Raw genomic sequence first — 16,662 nt, forward strand, 5'->3', positions numbered from 1 at the left:
AGGACCCCCGCCGATGCCCGTACGCCCCGACGGCGCCGAGGACTACGACGTCCCCGTCCTCACCGACGGCACCGTGGTGCTGCGCCGGCTCGAGGAGCGCGACGTCCCGCAGCTGGCCCGCAACTGCGCGGACCCCGCGGCCGCGGAGTTCACCACTGTGCCCCTGGGCTACACGGAGGCCGATGCGCGCTGGTACGTCGAGGAGTTCGTCCCCGCCGCCTGGCGCGCCGGCCGCGAGTACAACTGGGCGGTCGCCGACGCCCGGACCGACCGGCTGCACGGGACCGTGGGGCTCAACGCCCTGCGCGGGACCACGGCGGACATCGGGCTCAACTTCGGCCCTCACGCCCGCGGCACCGGCGCCGCCGAGGCCGCCTGCCGGCTGCTGCTCGAGCACGCCTTCGGGACCCTGGGCCTCACCTATGCTTACTGGATGGCGAAGGTCCCCAACTGGGCCAGCCGCAAGCTCGCCTGGAGGCTCGGCTTCCGCTCCCCGGTGCGGATCGACGGGTTCATGGAGCAGCGCGGCGCCTCGGTGGACGCCTGGATCCTGACCCTCGGCGCGGAGGACCCCCGCTCCCCGCAGGCCCCGTGGGACGGCCCGCCGTCCCCGGCCGCCGCCCCCGCGGAGGAGCCCGGCGGCCCGCACCGGCCCGTGCCGCCCCGACCCTGACCTGCCTGTTCCGTTCCTGCGAGGAGAAGCGTGTTCCGCTGGCGAGATCTCTCTGACGTCCCCCCGGGCTTCGGCCCGTCGGTCGTCACCATCGGCAATTTCGACGGTGTCCACCGGGGCCACCAGCGGGTGCTGTCCCAGCTCGTCGACTCCGCCCACGAGCTGGGCTGGGCCTCGGTGGTCGTGACGTTCGACCCGCACCCCGCGCAGGTGCACCGACCCGGCAGCCACCCGGGACTGATCATGGGCACCGAGGACAAGCTGGACGCCCTCGAGCGCACCGGCGCGGACGCCGCCCTCGTGCTGGAGTACACCCTGGGGTTCGCGGCCCAGTCCACCGAGCAGTTCGTGCTGGGCACCCTGGTGGGCCCGCTCGGCGCGCGCTGCCTCGTGGTGGGCGAGGACACCCGCCTGGGCAAGGACAACACCGGCAACATCGACACGCTCCGGGAGCTGGGGCAGCGCCACGGGTTCGAGGTCCGCGTGGTCGACGACCTGCTCGACCCGCTGCACGAGCAGCACCCGGAGCACGCCCCGGCCGTGACCGCGGCCGGGGAGCGGCGCTGCTCCTCCACGTGGATCCGCGCCTGCCTGCAGGCGGGGGACGTGCGCGCGGCCGCCCGGCTGCTCGGGCGCCACCACCGGATGCGCGGGGAGGTGGTGCACGGGGCCGCCCGCGGGCGGGAGCTCGGCTATCCCACGGCCAACCTGTCCCCGGACGCGGCCGGGTTCGTCCCCGCGGACGGGGTGTACGCCGGGTGGCTGCTCGACGCCCACGGCACCCGCTGGCCCACCGCGATCTCCGTGGGGTCCAACCCGACGTTCGAGAACGTGCCCCGGCAGGTCGAGGCGCACGTCATCGACCGCCCCGAGGAGCGGGTCGAGGACTTCGACCTCTACGGCCAGGAGGTGGTCGTGGAGTTCGTCGCCCGGCTGCGCGGGATGGTCGCCTACGAGGGCGTCGACAAGCTCGTGGCCCAGATGGACGACGACGTCGAGCGCACCCGCGGCATCCTGGCCGCCGAGGCCTGAGCCCCGGCGGCCGGCCGGGCCCCTACATCTCCTCGTGCTCGTTCGGGTCGAACCCCGACCCGCTGATCCCCGTGTGCAGCATCTGCAGCCGGTGCATCTGCTCCTCGTCCAGCTCCCAGTCGAAGACGTCGAGGTTCTCGGCCATGCGCCGGGGGTCGGAGCTCTTCGGGATCGGCACGGTGTGCGACTGCAGGTGCCAGCGGAGGACGACCTGGGCCGGGGTGCGGCCGGTCCGCCGGGCGATCCGCGCGATCCACTCGTGCTGGAGCAGATCGGTCTTGCGGCCCAGCGGGGACCAGGCCTGGGTGATGATGCGGTGCTCCGCGTGGAACTCCCGCAGCCGCTCCTGCTGGTACTGCGGGTGCAGCTCCACCTGGTTGACGGCCGGCGTCTCGCCGGTCTCCTCGACCAGGCGCCGGATGTGGGCGGGCGTGAAGTTGGACACCCCCACCGAGCGGACGAGCCCCTCCTGCCGCAGCTCCAGCATCGTCCGCCACGTCTCGACGTACCGGCCGACCGACGGGTTCGGCCAGTGGATGAGGTACAGGTCCACGTGGTCGGTGCCCAGCCGCCGCAGGGAGCCCTCGAGCGAGCGGCGCACGGAGTCCGTGCCGTGGTCCCGGCCCGGCAGCTTGGTGGTGAGGAACAGCTCGTCGCGCGGCACGCCGGCCGCCGCGATCGCGCGCCCCACGCCCGTCTCGTTGCCGTAGTTCACCGCGGTGTCGACCATCCGGTAGCCCAGCATGAGGGCCTCGGCGACGTCGGCCTCGGCCCCGGCGTCGTCCATCGGATAGGTGCCCAGCCCGATCGCGGGAATGCGCCGGCCGTCCCGCATCGTGTGCGTGCGGTCGGCGACCGCCGGGCCCCGCCCGTCCTTCTCGTCCTTGCTCACGCGCTGCTCCTGCTCGTCTCGTCCTGCTCGTCCACGTGCTGCCGGCCCGGTCCTGCCCGGCCCGGACGGCCGTGCGCCGGGACCCCGCCGTCGTGTCCCTCCCATCTTGGCCCACCGGCCGGGGGAGGCCCAGCGCAGCGCGCCGCGCCGTCCGGGGGTGGGGCGGCGCGCCCGGGTCCGCTAGACTGGACGGCGGTCCGACTGCAGTCCGTGGTTGTCGGGCCCCCGGGGAGTCCCGGGACCCGGCGACGAGCCCGTCGTCCGGGCCGCACGGTACTGACTCGAACGGAGTTACACGTGGCACTCGACGCCGCCATCAAGCAGGAGATCATCAAGGACTTCGCCACCCACGAAGGCGACACCGGTTCGCCCGAGGTGCAGATCGCGGTCCTGACCCGCCGGATCGCCGATCTGACGGAGCACCTGAAGCAGCACAAGCACGACCACCACACCCGCCGCGGCCTGATGGCCCTAGTCGGTCGCCGTCGCCGCATGCTGACCTACCTGCGCGACACCGACATCACGCGCTACCGCACGCTCATCGAGCGGCTCGGCCTGCGCCGCTAGTCGGCACCCGGCGGCGTCCGCCCGGCAACAGGAGGACGCCGCCGAGCACCGGGCCCGCACGGCACAGCAGCCGGGCGGACCCCCGCACCACCAGAGACAGCACCATCGAACACCAGACGGGGCCACCGCGCCGATCATTCGCGGTCCTCGGTAGTGATCTCCGGACACCGGACGGCCCCCGCGGCCCCGGACCTTCCGTGGATCTCGATCGAAGACCGGGTGACGCGCGGACGGTCCCGCCGACACGAAACGGAGGTGACCCTTGGAGGGTCCCGAGATCCAGTACGCCGAAGCCGTCATCGACAACGGCTCCTACGGAAAGCGCGTCGTGCGCTTCGAGACCGGCCGCCTCGCCAAGCAGGCCGCCGGCTCCACCCTCGTCTCCATCGACGAGGACACCACCATGCTCGCCGCCACCACGGTGGGCAAGTCCCCCCGCCAGGGCTTCGACTTCTTCCCCCTGACGGTCGACGTCGAGGAGCGGATGTACGCGGCCGGGCGCATCCCGGGCTCGTTCTTCCGCCGCGAGGGCCGCCCCTCCACGGACGCGATCCTCACCTGCCGGCTCATCGACCGCCCGCTGCGCCCCGCCTTCGGCAAGGGCATCCGCAACGAGGTGCAGGTCGTCGTCACGATCCTGTCCATGAACCCGGACGAGATCTACAACACCGTGGCGATCAACGCCGCGTCGATGGCCACGACCCTGTCCGGGATGCCCTTCCAGGGCCCCGTGGGCGGCGTGCGCGTGGCGCTCATGGCCGGCGAGAACGGCCAGCACCAGTGGGTGGCCTTCCCGAAGCACTCGCAGCTCGAGAACGCCGTGTTCGACATGGCCGTGGCCGGCCGCGTCGTCACCGGCAAGGACGGCTCCGAGGACGTCGCGATCATGATGGTCGAGGCCGAGGCCACCGACAACTCCTGGAACCTGATCAAGAACAACGGCGCCGTGGCCCCCACCGAGGAGCTCGTGGCCCAGGGCCTCGAGGCCGCCAAGCCCGCCATCAAGGCCCTGTGCGACGCCCAGGCCGACCTCAAGGCCCGCGCGGGCAAGCCCGACATGGACCTGCCCCGCTTCGGCGGCTTCGGCGACGACGTCAAGGAGGCCGTCGCGGCCTCCGTCGGCACCCGGCTCGCCGAGGTGTACTCGATCGCCGACAAGCAGGAGCGCGAGACCGCGACCGACGCGCTGCACCAGGCGACCCTGGCCGAGCTCGCCGGTGAGGACGGGCCCTTCGCCGACCGCACGGACGAGGTCAACGGCGCCTATCAGGCGCTGACCAAGCAGACCGTGCGCCAGCGCATCCTCACCGAGCAGGTCCGCATCGACGGCCGCGGCCTGACGGACATCCGTCAGCTCACCGCCGAGGTCGAGGTCCTGCCCCGCGTGCACGGCTCCGCGATCTTCGAGCGCGGCGAGACCCAGATCATGGGCGTGACCACGCTGAACATGCTCAAGATGGAGCAGCAGATCGACTCGCTGTCCCCCGTCAAGCACAAGCGCTACGTGCACCACTACAACTTCCCGCCGTACTCCACCGGCGAGACCGGCCGCGTGGGCTCCCCGAAGCGCCGCGAGATCGGCCACGGCGCACTGGCCGAGCGGGCCATCACCCCGGTGCTGCCCTCCCGCGAGGAGTTCCCCTACGCGATCCGGCAGGTCTCCGAGGCGCTGGGCTCCAACGGCTCCACGTCGATGGGCTCCGTCTGCGCCTCGACCCTGTCGCTGCTCAACGCCGGCGTGCCCCTGCGCGCGCCGGTGGCCGGCATCGCCATGGGCCTGGTCTCGGACGAGGTGGACGGGGAGACCCGCTACGCCGCGCTGACCGACATCCTGGGCGCCGAGGACGCGCTGGGCGACATGGACTTCAAGGTGGCCGGCACCTCCGAGTTCGTGACCGCGATCCAGCTCGACACCAAGCTCGACGGGATCCCCTCCTCGGTGCTGGACGCCGCGCTGACCCAGGCCCGCGAGGCCCGGCTGCACATCCTCGGGGTGCTGAACGCGGCCATCGACCAGCCGGACGAGATGAGCGAGTTCGCCCCGCGCGTGATCTCCGTGACCGTCCCCGTCTCCAAGATCGGCGAGGTCATCGGCCCCAAGGGCAAGATGATCAACCAGATCCAGGAGGACACCGGCACCGACATCTCGATCGAGGACGACGGCACCGTCTACATCGGCGCCACCGACGGCCCCTCGGCCGAGGCGGCCCGCGCGGCGATCAACGCGATCGCCAACCCGCAGGTCCCGGAGGTCGGCGAGCGCTACCTGGGCACCGTGGTCAAGACCACGACCTTCGGCGCCTTCGTCTCCCTCACCCCGGGCAAGGACGGCCTGCTGCACATCTCGGAGCTGCGCAAGCTCAACGAGGGCAAGCGCGTCACCGACGTCGAGGACGTCCTCGGCGTGGGCCAGAAGGTCCAGGTGGAGATCACGAAGGTCGACGACCGCGGCAAGCTGTCCCTGGCCCCCGTGGTCGCCGAGGAGCCCAACGTCTTCCCCGAGGACGACGACGCCACCGAGGCCTGAGCCGGGCCCGTCCCGCGCACAGCACCGCACGAGCACAGAAAGCAGCACAGCTGGATGACGGCAGTCGATCTGCCGCTGGAGGCGGGCGACCGCGGCCCGGGGAGCACCCCCGGCCCGGACGCCCGCCTCTCGGCGGTTCCCCGCAGTTCCCCCTCCGCCGCGGCCGCGGCCCTGACCACGGCCGCCGCGGGGTTCAGCCACACCCTCCACGAGGGCGCCGGCGGCAACGTGGTCCGTCGCACGGTCCTGCCGTGCGGCACCCGGGTGGTCACCGAGCGGATGCCCGCCCAGCGGGCCGTGACGGTCGGCTTCTGGGTCGGCGTCGGCTCCCGCGACGAGCAGCCCGGCCGCCTGGGCTCCACGCACTTTCTCGAGCACCTGCTGTTCAAGGGCACCGAGCGGCGCTCGGCGCTGCAGATCGCGGAGGCGTTCGACGAGGTGGGCGGGGAGTCCAACGCCGCCACGGCCAAGGAGCACACGTGCTACTACGCGCGGGTCCTGGCCGAGGACCTGCCGATGTCGATCGACGTCATCACCGACATGGTGACGTCGGCCGTCCTGGACCCGGACGAGCTCGAGCGGGAGCGGGGGGTCATCCTCGAGGAGCTCGCGATGGACAAGGACGACCCCGAGGACGTCGCCTTCGAGGAGTTCACCCAGCGGGTGCTCGGGGCCCACCCCCTCGGCCGGCCCATCGGCGGGACCCCCGAGGAGATCCTCGCGGTGCCCCGTGACGCGGTGGTCGAGCACTACCGCCGCCACTACCGGCCCGAGGGCCTCGTGGTCACGGCCGCCGGCGGCCTCGAGCACGACGTCGTCGTCGCCCTCGTCGCCGAGGCCCTCGAGCGCGCGGGCTGGGACCCGGCCGCCCCGGCGGCCCCCCTCCCGCGGCGCGAGCGGACCCCCGCCCCCCTGGAGCCGGACTGGGGCGAGCACTTCCTGGAGCGGCCCGTGGAGCAGACCAACGTGGTCGTCGGCCGGCCCGGGCTCGTGGCCGGGGACGACCGCCGCTTCGCGATGACCGTGCTCAACGCGGCCCTGGGCGGCGGGATGTCCTCCCGCCTGTTCCAGGAGATCCGCGAGAAGCGCGGCCTGGCCTACAGCACGTTCTCCTTCTCGGGCGCCTACTCGGACGCCGGCTACTTCGGGATGTACGCCGGGTGCCTGCCCGCGCGCACCGACGAGGTACTGGCGCTCATGGCCGGCGAGCTGGAGACGCTCGCCCGGGACGGCATCGGGGCGGACGAGCTGCGCAAGGTCGTGGGCCAGCTGGGCGGGGGCACGGTGCTCGCCCTCGAGGACACCGGGTCCCGGATGTCCCGGCTGGGCTCCGCGGAGCTGAAGTCCGGGGAGTTCCTCGACATCGACGAGTCCCTGGACCGGGTCCGCTCCGTGACCCCGGAGCAGGTCCGGGAGCTCGCGGGGTGGCTCGCCGAGGGCCCGGTCGTGACCACCATCGTGGCGCCCACCCGCCGCTGACCGCACGCCGCCGCCGGGAGCCGGCGGCGGCGCCACCCCTCCCGTGACCTAGAGTTGGAGCCATGACCGAGCGCACCGCCCCCGTGACCACCGACGCCCCGCCGTCCGCCCCCGCCGAGCTGCGCGTCGCCGTGCTCGGCGCGCGCGGCCGGATGGGCAGCGAGGCCGTGCAGGCGGTGCGCCGCACCGAGGGCCTCCAGCTCGTCGCCGAGCTCGGCCGGGAGGACTCCCTCCAGGCCCTGGTCGCCGCCGGCGCGGAGGTCGTGGTCGACCTCACGGTCCCCTCCGCCACGGAGGCCAACGTCCGCTTCGCCGTGCAGCACGGCATGCACTGCGTCGTGGGCACCACCGGCTGGGACGCCGAGCGGCTGGACCGGCTCGAGGCGCTGCTGGCCGAGCACCCCGGGGTGGGGGTGCTCGTCGCCCCCAACTTCTCGGTCGGCGCGGTGCTGGCCATGCGCTTCTCCGCGCAGGCCGCCCGGTTCTTCGAGTCCGTCGAGATCGTCGAGCTGCACCACCCGGACAAGGTGGACGCCCCCTCGGGCACCGCCGCCCGCACCGCCGCCCTCGTCGGGCAGGCACGGCGGGCCGCGGGGGTCGCGCCGTCGCCGGACGCCACGGAGCAGGACCCGGGCGGGGCCCGCGGCGCGCTCGTGGAGGACGTCCGGGTGCACTCCGTGCGCCTGCGCGGGCTCGTCGCCCACCAGGAGACGCTGCTGGGCGGCGTCGGCGAGCAGCTCACCATCCGGCACGACTCCTTCGACCGGATCTCCTTCATGACCGGCGTGGTGCTCGGCGTCCGGGAGGTGGGCTCCCACCAGGGGCTCACGCACGGGCTCGAGGGCTACCTCGACCTGGGGCTGTAGCGCCGATGGACTCCATCCGGGCCTGGATCTGGGGCCTGCTCGCGGCGGCCCTGCTGACCCTGTGGCTGCTGCCCGTCCCCGGCGGCTCGAAGCTGTGGATCCTCGCCGTGCTCGTCTTCGCGGGCGTCTTCACGCTCCTGGAGTCCACGAGCAAGGCGAAGCTGCTCGCCGCGGCCATGGTGACGCTGCTCGTCGTCTACCTGGGCCTGAGCCTGCACCGCGCGGTGCTGCTGCTGGGCACGGACGGCTGGATCGCCAAGGCCTTCGGCGTCGCCATGCTGGTGCTCCCGGCCGTGGGCGTGTGGGCGCTGGTGCGCGAGATCCTGTTCGGGGTCCGGACCGAGCAGCTCGGCCGGACGCTGCACGAGGAGGGCGGGCTGCCGCCCGACGACCTCCCGCGCACCCCCGGCGGGCGCATCGTGCGCGAGGCCGCCGACGAGCGCTTCGGGGCCGTCCGGGCGCAGACCGAGGCGGACCCGGGCGACTGGCGCAACTGGTACCGGCTCTCCCTGGCCTACGCGGCCGCCGGGGACCGGACCCGCGCCCGCTCCGCGATGCGCGACGCCGTGGCCCTCTCCCGCGGGCGCACCCCCCGCAACGTGGAGCCCGCCGACCCTCCGGGCGAGGGCCGGGCCTGACCGTGGTGGCGAGCCCCCGCCGCCCGCCCGCCGGTGCCCCCGCCGCGGAGGCGGTAACCTGGCACCCATGACTGCCAACGCCTCGCCCTCCTCCGCCGACCTCCCCGCGACCCGGTCCGAGCCCCGGTTCGGGACGCTGCTCACCGCGATGATCACCGTCTTCGCCGCGGACGGGTCCGTGGACCTGGACGCCACCGCGGCCATGGCCGTCCAGCTCGTCGACGACGGCTGCGACGGCCTCGTGGTGTGCGGCACCACGGGGGAGTACTCCACCATGACCGACGAGGAGAACCTCTCCGTGTTCCGCGCGGTCAAGGAGGCCGTCGGCTCCCGCGTGCCGCTGCTCGCGGGCACCGGCTCCAACGACACCGAGCACTCCCGCTACCTCTCCCGCGCGGCCGAGAAGCTCGGCATGGACGGGCTGCTCATCGTCACCCCGTACTACAACAAGCCCTCACAGGCCGGCGTCGAGGCCCACTTCCGCAGCCTCGCGGACTCCGTGGACCTGCCGATCATGCTCTACGACATCCCCGGCCGCGCCGGCATCCCGATCGCCACCGAGACCCTCGTCTCCCTGGCCGGGCACCCCAACATCGTGGCCGTCAAGGACGCCAAGGCGGACCTGGTCGCCGCGACCCGGGTGCTGGCCGAGACCGACCTGCTCTACTACTCGGGCGACGACGGCCTGACCCTGCCCTGGATGGCCATCGGCGCCGCCGGGCTCATCGGCGTCACCACCCACGTGGCCACCGCCCGGTACCGCGAGCTCATCGACGCGGTCCGTGCCCAGGACCTCGCCACGGCCCGGCGGATCAACGCCGAGCTCGAGCCCGTCGTCCGCGCCACGATGACCCGCGCCCCCGGCGCCGTCGCGGCGAAGACGATCCTCATGTGGCAGGGCCGGCTGCCGCACAACACCGTGCGGCTCCCGCACGTCCCGCCCACGGAGGCCGAGGCCGCCCTGATCCGCGCGGACCTGCGGGGCTCGGTCGTCGCCGACACCCTCCTCGAGACCATCGACTGACGAAAGGGGTCCCATGACCCAGTGGCACACCGACCTGGCGGCTCCCCCCGCCCTCGGCAAGGACGTCCTGCGCGTCGTCCCGCTGGGCGGGCTGGGCGAGGTCGGACGGAACATGACGGTGTTCGAGATCAACGGGCAGCTGCTCGTGGTCGACTGCGGCGTGCTCTTCCCCGAGGAGACCCAGCCGGGCGTGGACCTCATCCTCCCGGACCTCAACCACATCGTCGACCGGCTAGACGACGTCGTGGCCGTGGTGCTGACCCACGGCCACGAGGACCACATCGGCGCCGTCCCGTACCTGCTCAAGCGCCGCCCCGACATCCCCGTGATCGGCTCCCGGCTGACGCTCGCGCTCATCGAGGCGAAGCTCCAGGAGCACCGGATCAAGCCCTACACCATGGCGGTGCGGGAGGGGCAGGTCGAGCGGCTCGGCGAGTTCGAGTGCGAGTTCGTGGCCGTCAACCACTCGATCCCGGACGCCCTCGCGGTGTTCCTGCGCACGAAGGCCGGCACCGTCCTGCACACGGGCGACTTCAAGATGGACCAGCTGCCGCTCGACGGCCGGATCACCGACCTGCGCCACTTCGCCCGGCTGGGGGAGGAGGGCGTGGACCTGTTCCTCACCGACTCCACCAACGCCGAGGTCCCCGGGTTCACCCCCACGGAGAAGCACATCGGCCCCGTCCTCGCGGACGTGATCGGGCGCGCCCCGAAGCGCGTGGTCGTGGCGTCCTTCTCCTCGCACGTCCACCGCGTGCAGCAGGTGCTGGACGCCGCCGCCGAGCACGGGCGCAAGGTCGCGTTCATGGGCCGGTCCATGGTGCGCAACATGACCATCGCCGAGAAGCTGGGCTACCTGGAGGTCCCGCCGAACACCCTGATCGACCAGAAGCGGATCGACGAGCACGCGGACTCGGAGCTGGTCATCATGTGCACCGGGTCGCAGGGGGAGCCGATGGCCGCGCTGTCCCGGATGGCCAACGGCGACCACAAGGTCCAGCTCACCGAGGGCGACACCGTGATCCTCGCGTCCTCGCTCATCCCCGGCAACGAGAACTCCGTCTTCCGGATCATCAACGGGCTCATGCGGCTGGGCGCCACCGTGGTCCACAAGGGCACCGCCAAGGTGCACGTCTCCGGGCACGCCGCCGCGGGAGAGCTGCTGTACTGCTACAACATCGTGGAGCCCGGCTACGTCATGCCGGTGCACGGCGAGGTCCGCCACCTCATCGCCAACGGCAAGCTCGCCGAGGAGACCGGCGTGCCCACCGACCACGTGCTCCTGGCCGAGGGCGGCACCGTGGTGGACATGGCCGACGGCGAGGCGCGGATCACCGGCCAGGTCGAGTGCGGCTACGTCTACGTGGACGGCTCCTCCGTGGGCACGATCACCGACGCCGACCTCAAGGACCGGCTCGTGCTGGCCGAGGAGGGCTTCATCTCCGTCATCACCGTGGTGAACCGGGACACCGGCAAGGTCGTCACCGGCCCGGACGTGCACGCCCGCGGCGTGGCCGAGGACGACAGCGTGTTCGACGAGATCAAACCGAGGATCACCGCCGCGCTCGAGGACGCCATCAACCACTCGGGCAAGAACCACACCACCCAGCAGCTCCAGCAGGTGGTGCGCCGCACCATCGGCTCCTGGGTCAGCCGCCGGCTGCGCCGCAAGCCCATGATCGTCCCGGTCGTCATCGAGGCCTGAGCCCCCGGTCCCTCCCCCGTGCGGCACCGCTGACGGGGGGAGGCCGTGGTCTACCCTGGGAGCATGGCGACTCGTACTTCCCCCGCCCGCAAGGGCGCCTCGACGTCGCGTGGCAAGAACAGCACGTCTTCTGCGCGGTCGTCGGGATCCAGCCGGTCCACCTCCACCCGCCGTCCGTCGACCGCCGGACGGGGCTCCGCGGCGCCCGCCGCGAGCTCCCCGCGGGTGCTGCACGGCGCGGGCGCCGCCCTGGCCTGGTGCGCCCGCGCCGTCGGAGGGGTCTGGACGGCCCTCGCCCACGTGGTCGGCGGCGCCGTGCGCCGCATGGGCACCCTGCGCACGGATGTGCCCGCGGAGTCGCTGCGCGACGGCGGCGCCCTCTTCCTGCTGCTGCTCGGCCTGCTCGCCGCGGCCGTCGAGTGGTGGAACCTGCCCGGCGCGTCCGCGCCGTGGCTGGCGGTCCCCGCCGTGGCGGTGCACGAGGTCCTCGCGGGGACCTTCGGCTGGACGGCCCTGGTGCTGCCGCTGCCCCTCGTGGGCTTCGCCCTGCGCCGCTTCCGCCACCCCGAGGACACCTCGGCCAACAACCGCATCGCGATCGGGCTGGGCGCCGCCGTCGTCGCCGGCTCCGGCCTCGCGCACGTGCTCCTGGGGCAGCCGTCCCCGAGCCAGGGCCAGGAGGCGCTCCGGAGCGCCGGCGGCTACGTGGGATTCCTCGCCGCCGACCCGCTGAGCGCCCTCATCACCCCGGTCGGCGCCGGCGCGATCTTCGTCGCGGCCCTGTTCCTGTCCGTGCTCGTGGTCACCGCGACGCCCGTCAACCTCATCCTGCCGCGACTGCGGCAGGGCTACTGGCGGCTCATGGGCCAGGACGGGCCCGTCTCCGCGACCGACGTGTCCGCCGCCCGGCACGACCGCTCCTACCTGGACGAGCACGCCGCGCGCGCCGAGGCGGCCAAGACCCGCCGCGAGAAGCGCCGCGAGCGCAAGGCGGCCGAGGCCGAGCGCCGCGCCCTCGACGGCTACCGCGGGGACGAGGCCTTCGAGCGCGCCGTCGTCGCCGAGGAGGCCGCCGACGGCCAGGCGCCCACCCGCGTCTTCGACGTCGACTCCGCGCGCGCCGCCCGGCAGCGGGCCGCCGCGGCGGAAACGGCGGGGGCGGCGGGATCCGCCGAGCCGCCCGCCGAGCCGGCCGCCGCCGCGGAGCAGGGCGGCGACGTCCCCCGGCCGGGGCAGAAGCGACCCACCCAGGAGCAGCTCGCCGCCCGCCGGCTGCGCCGGGAGCAGGGCCTCGAGCCGGCCGCGGACACCGCTGCGGGCTCCGGCTCCCCGGCGCTGGAGGACGTGGCCGCCGAGCCCACCGGCTCCACGTCCGTCACCGCCCGCACCCACACCCCCGGGTCGCCCATCCCCGCCCGCGCGGAGCAGCTCAAGCTCGAGGGCGACATCGCCTACTCCCTGCCCGCGGCCGGCGCGCTCGTGCAGGGACCGCCGCCCAAGGAGCGCTCCGAGGCCAACGACGCCGTGGTCGCCTCCCTGACGAGCGTGCTGGAGCAGTTCAACGTGGACGCCGTGGTCACCGGCTTCTCCCGCGGGCCCACCGTCACCCGGTACGAGATCGAGCTGGGCTCCGGCACCAAGGTCGAGCGCGTCACGGCGCTGTCCAAGAACATCGCCTACGCCGTGGCCTCGGCGGACGTGCGCATCCTCTCGCCGATCCCCGGCCGCTCCGCGATCGGCATCGAGATCCCGAACACCGACCGCGAGACCGTGTCCCTGGGCGACGTCCTGCGCTCGCACAACGCCCGCAAGACGGAGCACCCCATGGTCATGGGCGTGGGCAAGGACGTCGAGGGCGGCTACGTGGTGGCCAACCTCGCGAAGATGCCCCACCTGCTCGTCGCCGGCGCCACCGGCGCGGGCAAGTCGAGCTTCGTGAACTCGATGATCGTCTCGCTCCTGATGCGCGCCACCCCGGACGAGGTGCGGATGGTCATGGTCGACCCGAAGCGGGTCGAGCTGACCGCCTACGAGGGCGTGCCCCACCTGATCACCCCCATCATCACGAACCCCAAGAAGGCCGCCGAGGCGCTGCAGTGGGTCGTGCGGGAGATGGACGCCCGCTACGACGACCTCTCGCACTACGGGTACAAGCACGTCGACGACTTCAACAAGGCCGTGCGCAACGGCAAGGTCCAGCCCGAGCCCGGCTCGAAGCGCGTGATCCGGCCGTACCCGTACCTGCTCGTGATCGTCGACGAGCTCGCGGACCTGATGATGGTCGCCCCGCGCGACGTCGAGGACGCGATCGTGCGGATCACCCAGCTCGCCCGTGCCGCCGGCATCCACCTGGTGCTCGCCACCCAGCGGCCCTCCGTGGACGTGGTCACCGGTCTGATCAAGGCCAACGTGCCCTCCCGGATGGCGTTCGCGACGTCCTCGGTCACCGACTCCCGCGTGGTCCTGGACCAGCCGGGCGCCGAGAAGCTCATCGGCCAGGGCGACGCCCTGTTCCTGCCCATGGGCGCCTCCAAGCCGATGCGCGTGCAGGGCGCGTGGGTCACCGAGTCGGAGATCCACGAGGTCGTCGACCACGTCAAGGGCCAGATGAAGGCCCACTACCGCCAGGACGTGGTGCAGGAGGCCCCCAAGAAGACCATCGACGAGGACATCGGGGACGACCTCGACGTCCTCCTGCAGGCCACCGAGCTCGTGGTGACCACCCAGTTCGGGTCCACCTCCATGCTCCAGCGCAAGCTGCGCGTCGGCTTCGCCAAGGCCGGCCGGCTCATGGACCTGCTGGAGTCCCGCGGCGTCGTCGGGCCCTCCGAGGGGTCCAAGGCGCGGGACGTGCTCGTCAAGCCCGACGACCTCGCCGCGACCCTCGCCGTGCTCCGGGGCGAGGAGCCGCCCGCGCCGCAGGCCGGCGCCGGCGGGTCGGTCGACTACGGCGAGGACCCGGTCGAGGCCTCGCTGGCCCGGACCGCGACCGACCACGGCGACGGCGCCGAGGACCCCGAGGAGTCCGAGGACGCCTGGCAGCTGACCGGCCGCTGAGCCGACCCCGTCCCACCCACCAGGAAGCGAGCACCAGATGAGCCCCGCGGACCCGGCGTCCAACCTCAACCTGCCGAACGCGCTGACTGCCCTGCGCATCGTGCTGGTGCCCTTCTTCGTGTGGTTCCTGTGGGTGGGAGGCACCCAGGGAGAGGACTCCCTGGGCATGCGGTGGGCCGCCCTGGCGGTCTTCGCGGTCGCCATGTACACGGACAAGCTCGACGGCGACATCGCCCGGGCCCGCGGGCTGATCACCAGCTTCGGCAAGATCGCCGACCCCATCGCCGACAAGCTGCTGACCGGCGCCGCGTTCGTGGTGCTCTCGATGCTCGGCGAGCTGTGGTGGTGGGTGACCGTGGTGATCCTCGTCCGCGAGTGGGGGATCACGCTCCTGCGCTTCGTCGTCATCCGCTACGGCGTCATGGCCGCCTCGAAGGGCGGCAAGCTCAAGACCGTCCTGCAGACCGTGGCGCTCCTGCTCCTGCTGCTCCCGCTGGTGCCCCTGGTGGGCGCGTGGTGGCCGTGGCTGGGCTGGATCGCGATGGGGGCGGCCCTCGTGGTCACGGTCGTGACCGGCGTGGACTACGTGGTGAAGGCGGTCCAGCTCCGCCGCCGGGCGCTGGCCGGGCGGAACGCGGCGTGACGGAGCCGCAGCCGGCCGCCCGGGCGCTCGTCGAGGAGGCCGTCCGCCGGGCGCTGACGGTCGCGACCGCGGAGTCCCTCACCGGGGGAGCGCTGGCCGCCGCCGTCGTCGACGTCCCCGGGGCCTCGGCCTGCTTCGAGGGCGCGGTCGTCTCCTACTCCAACCGGGTCAAGACCGAGGTCCTCGGCGTGCCGGCCCGGCTGCTCGCCGAGCGGGGCGCCGTCGACCCCGACGTCGCGGTCGCCATGGCGGAGGGCGCCCGCCGCCGCCTCGGCACGGACTGGGCCGTCTCCACCACGGGCGCCGCCGGCCCCGAGCCGCACGACGGGAAGCCGGTGGGCACGGTCTACGTGGGCGTCGCCGGACCGGACGGGACCACCGTCCACGAGCTGGCCGCGGCGGGGGGCCGGGCGGAGATCCGGGCGGCCGCCGTGCGCGCCGCCCTCGAGCGGCTCACGGCGGCCCTGGTGCTCCCAGCCAACTCACAGTGAAAAACCGCCTCCTGCGGGGAAGAATGGAACCGTCAGCGGGGTTAGCAATGATCGCAGGCTCGAGTTGAGCCGATCGAAGTCAAGATGTCGACCGGCCGGCGCCGAGGCACCGCCCGCAGCAGGCGGTGAAGCTGCCGCACACACGAGGAGACGAGCGATTCACATGACCAAGCAACCCGTGTCCGTCAATGGCGTCGTCCGTTGGAAGGACGTGGGCCTCGACGAGGACGACAGCACCGAGACGAAGGACATGAAGATGGGTGTACTCCGCCAGGAGATCGGTGAGGTCCTGCGCAGCGTCCGCCAGCGCCAGGGACGCACCCTCCGAGAGGTCTCGCACAGCGCCCGCGTCTCCCTCGGCTACCTCAGCGAGGTGGAGCGCGGACAGAAGGAGGCCTCCTCCGAGCTGCTCGCGTCGATCTGCGCCGCGCTCGACATCCCGATGTCCCAGATGCTGCGCGAGGTCGCCGACCGCCTGGCCTACGCCGAGGGCCTCCTGGTCCCGGACACCGTGCCCAGCGACCTCACCGAGCAGTACTCGCGGGAGTTCGGCCGGGTCAACGGCGGCGAGGCCGCCGCGGCCGGCGCCCGCTGATCCGCCCGGGCGGCCCGCCGCCCGCCCACGACGTCCCGGAGGGCTCGTCGGTCCCAGGACCGCCGGGCCCTCCGGCCTGTGCCGGCCCCGCCGCCCGGATGGCAGGATGGACGGGCACGACCCCCGGCCGGCAGCACGACGAAGGAGGACGCGGATGAGGCTGAGCAGCTTCTGGCAGCTCATGGCCGACGAGTTCGGCGCGGGCTACAGCAGGGTCCTGGCCCGGGACCTGGTGCTCGGTGAGCTCGAGCACCGCACGGCCGCCGAGGCCATCGAGGCCGGCGTCGACCCGCGGACCGTGTGGTTCGCCCTCTGCCGGGCCCAGGACGTCCCCGAGTCCCGCTGGTGGGGCGTGGACCGCCCGCCCCGGGACTGACACCCGCCGGGCTCCCGGCGCGCCCGTGGACCCGCGACCGCTTCGAAGGTATATTCGAAGCAGCGGGTCGCGGACTGCACAGCCCGGTCCGTCCCGG

15 protein-coding genes are annotated in these 16,662 nt (G+C 73.3%); 14 read left to right on the forward strand and 1 reads right to left on the reverse strand.

Going from position 1 to position 16,662, the window contains the following annotated elements:
• Window positions 1-13 precede the first annotated feature (13 nt).
• Both RF644_RS15185 and RF644_RS15190 read left to right on the forward strand, forming a co-directional pair.
• Window positions 14-673 (forward strand): GNAT family N-acetyltransferase, encoded by a 660-nt coding sequence (locus RF644_RS15185; RefSeq protein ID WP_368797114.1) that lies wholly within the window; start codon window positions 14-16, stop codon window positions 671-673.
• Window positions 674-703: 30 nt separating this feature from the next.
• Window positions 704-1,705 (forward strand): bifunctional riboflavin kinase/FAD synthetase, encoded by a 1,002-nt coding sequence (locus RF644_RS15190; protein ID WP_368797115.1) that lies wholly within the window; start codon window positions 704-706, stop codon window positions 1,703-1,705.
• 22 nt (window positions 1,706-1,727) lie between these two features.
• Here RF644_RS15190 and RF644_RS15195 read toward each other — a convergent pair whose 3' ends face one another.
• Window positions 1,728-2,597 carry an aldo/keto reductase gene (locus tag RF644_RS15195; protein ID WP_176338160.1) on the reverse strand — a complete coding sequence of 290 codons (870 nt, stop codon included), beginning with the start codon at window positions 2,595-2,597 and terminating at the stop codon, window positions 1,728-1,730.
• A 297-nt stretch (window positions 2,598-2,894) separates the two neighbouring features.
• On the opposite strand from RF644_RS15195, the gene rpsO reads away from it, so the two are divergent.
• The 12 genes from rpsO to RF644_RS15255 all read left to right on the forward strand — a co-directional run bounded on the left by rpsO (window position 2,895) and on the right by RF644_RS15255 (window position 16,565).
• The gene (gene rpsO / locus RF644_RS15200; RefSeq protein WP_017832923.1) at window positions 2,895-3,164 is read left to right on the forward strand and encodes a 30S ribosomal protein S15; all 270 of its coding nucleotides are present in this window, start codon (window positions 2,895-2,897) and stop codon (window positions 3,162-3,164) included.
• 262 nt (window positions 3,165-3,426) lie between these two features.
• Window positions 3,427-5,691 carry a polyribonucleotide nucleotidyltransferase gene (locus RF644_RS15205; protein ID WP_284562432.1) on the forward strand — a complete coding sequence of 755 codons (2,265 nt, stop codon included), beginning with the start codon at window positions 3,427-3,429 and terminating at the stop codon, window positions 5,689-5,691.
• Between the two features lie 54 nt (window positions 5,692-5,745).
• Window positions 5,746-7,170, forward strand: a complete 1,425-nt coding sequence (locus tag RF644_RS15210; protein ID WP_368797116.1) for a M16 family metallopeptidase — start codon at window positions 5,746-5,748, stop codon at window positions 7,168-7,170.
• 62 nt (window positions 7,171-7,232) lie between these two features.
• A complete protein-coding gene (dapB, locus tag RF644_RS15215; RefSeq protein WP_017832920.1) occupies window positions 7,233-8,036 on the forward strand; it encodes a 4-hydroxy-tetrahydrodipicolinate reductase in 804 nt (267 codons plus the stop codon).
• A 5-nt stretch (window positions 8,037-8,041) separates the two neighbouring features.
• Entirely contained in the window at window positions 8,042-8,674 is a 633-nt protein-coding gene (locus RF644_RS15220; RefSeq protein WP_017832919.1) for a hypothetical protein, read from the forward strand.
• 67 nt (window positions 8,675-8,741) lie between these two features.
• A complete protein-coding gene (dapA, locus tag RF644_RS15225) occupies window positions 8,742-9,698 on the forward strand; it encodes a 4-hydroxy-tetrahydrodipicolinate synthase (RefSeq protein ID WP_368797117.1) in 957 nt (318 codons plus the stop codon).
• A 13-nt stretch (window positions 9,699-9,711) separates the two neighbouring features.
• A complete protein-coding gene (locus RF644_RS15230) occupies window positions 9,712-11,403 on the forward strand; it encodes a ribonuclease J (RefSeq protein WP_368797118.1) in 1,692 nt (563 codons plus the stop codon).
• Window positions 11,404-11,466: 63 nt separating this feature from the next.
• Window positions 11,467-14,460 carry a DNA translocase FtsK 4TM domain-containing protein gene (locus RF644_RS15235; protein WP_368797119.1) on the forward strand — a complete coding sequence of 998 codons (2,994 nt, stop codon included), beginning with the start codon at window positions 11,467-11,469 and terminating at the stop codon, window positions 14,458-14,460.
• A gap of 37 nt (window positions 14,461-14,497) precedes the next feature.
• Window positions 14,498-15,103 carry a CDP-diacylglycerol--glycerol-3-phosphate 3-phosphatidyltransferase gene (gene pgsA, locus RF644_RS15240; RefSeq protein ID WP_017832914.1) on the forward strand — a complete coding sequence of 202 codons (606 nt, stop codon included), beginning with the start codon at window positions 14,498-14,500 and terminating at the stop codon, window positions 15,101-15,103.
• On the forward strand, window positions 15,100-15,594 hold the full coding sequence (locus RF644_RS15245; RefSeq protein WP_368797120.1) for a CinA family protein: 495 nt from the start codon (window positions 15,100-15,102) through the stop codon (window positions 15,592-15,594). The genes pgsA and RF644_RS15245 overlap by 4 nt, the downstream gene beginning before the upstream one ends.
• A gap of 163 nt (window positions 15,595-15,757) precedes the next feature.
• A complete protein-coding gene (locus RF644_RS15250; RefSeq protein ID WP_017832912.1) occupies window positions 15,758-16,189 on the forward strand; it encodes a helix-turn-helix domain-containing protein in 432 nt (143 codons plus the stop codon).
• Window positions 16,190-16,343: 154 nt separating this feature from the next.
• Window positions 16,344-16,565, forward strand: a complete 222-nt coding sequence (locus RF644_RS15255) for a DUF3046 domain-containing protein (RefSeq protein WP_017832911.1) — start codon at window positions 16,344-16,346, stop codon at window positions 16,563-16,565.
• The last annotated feature ends 97 nt before the right edge of the window (window positions 16,566-16,662 follow it).

Source organism: Kocuria sp. CPCC 205258 (assembly GCF_040981005.1).
GTDB lineage: Bacteria > Actinomycetota > Actinomycetes > Actinomycetales > Micrococcaceae > Kocuria > Kocuria rosea.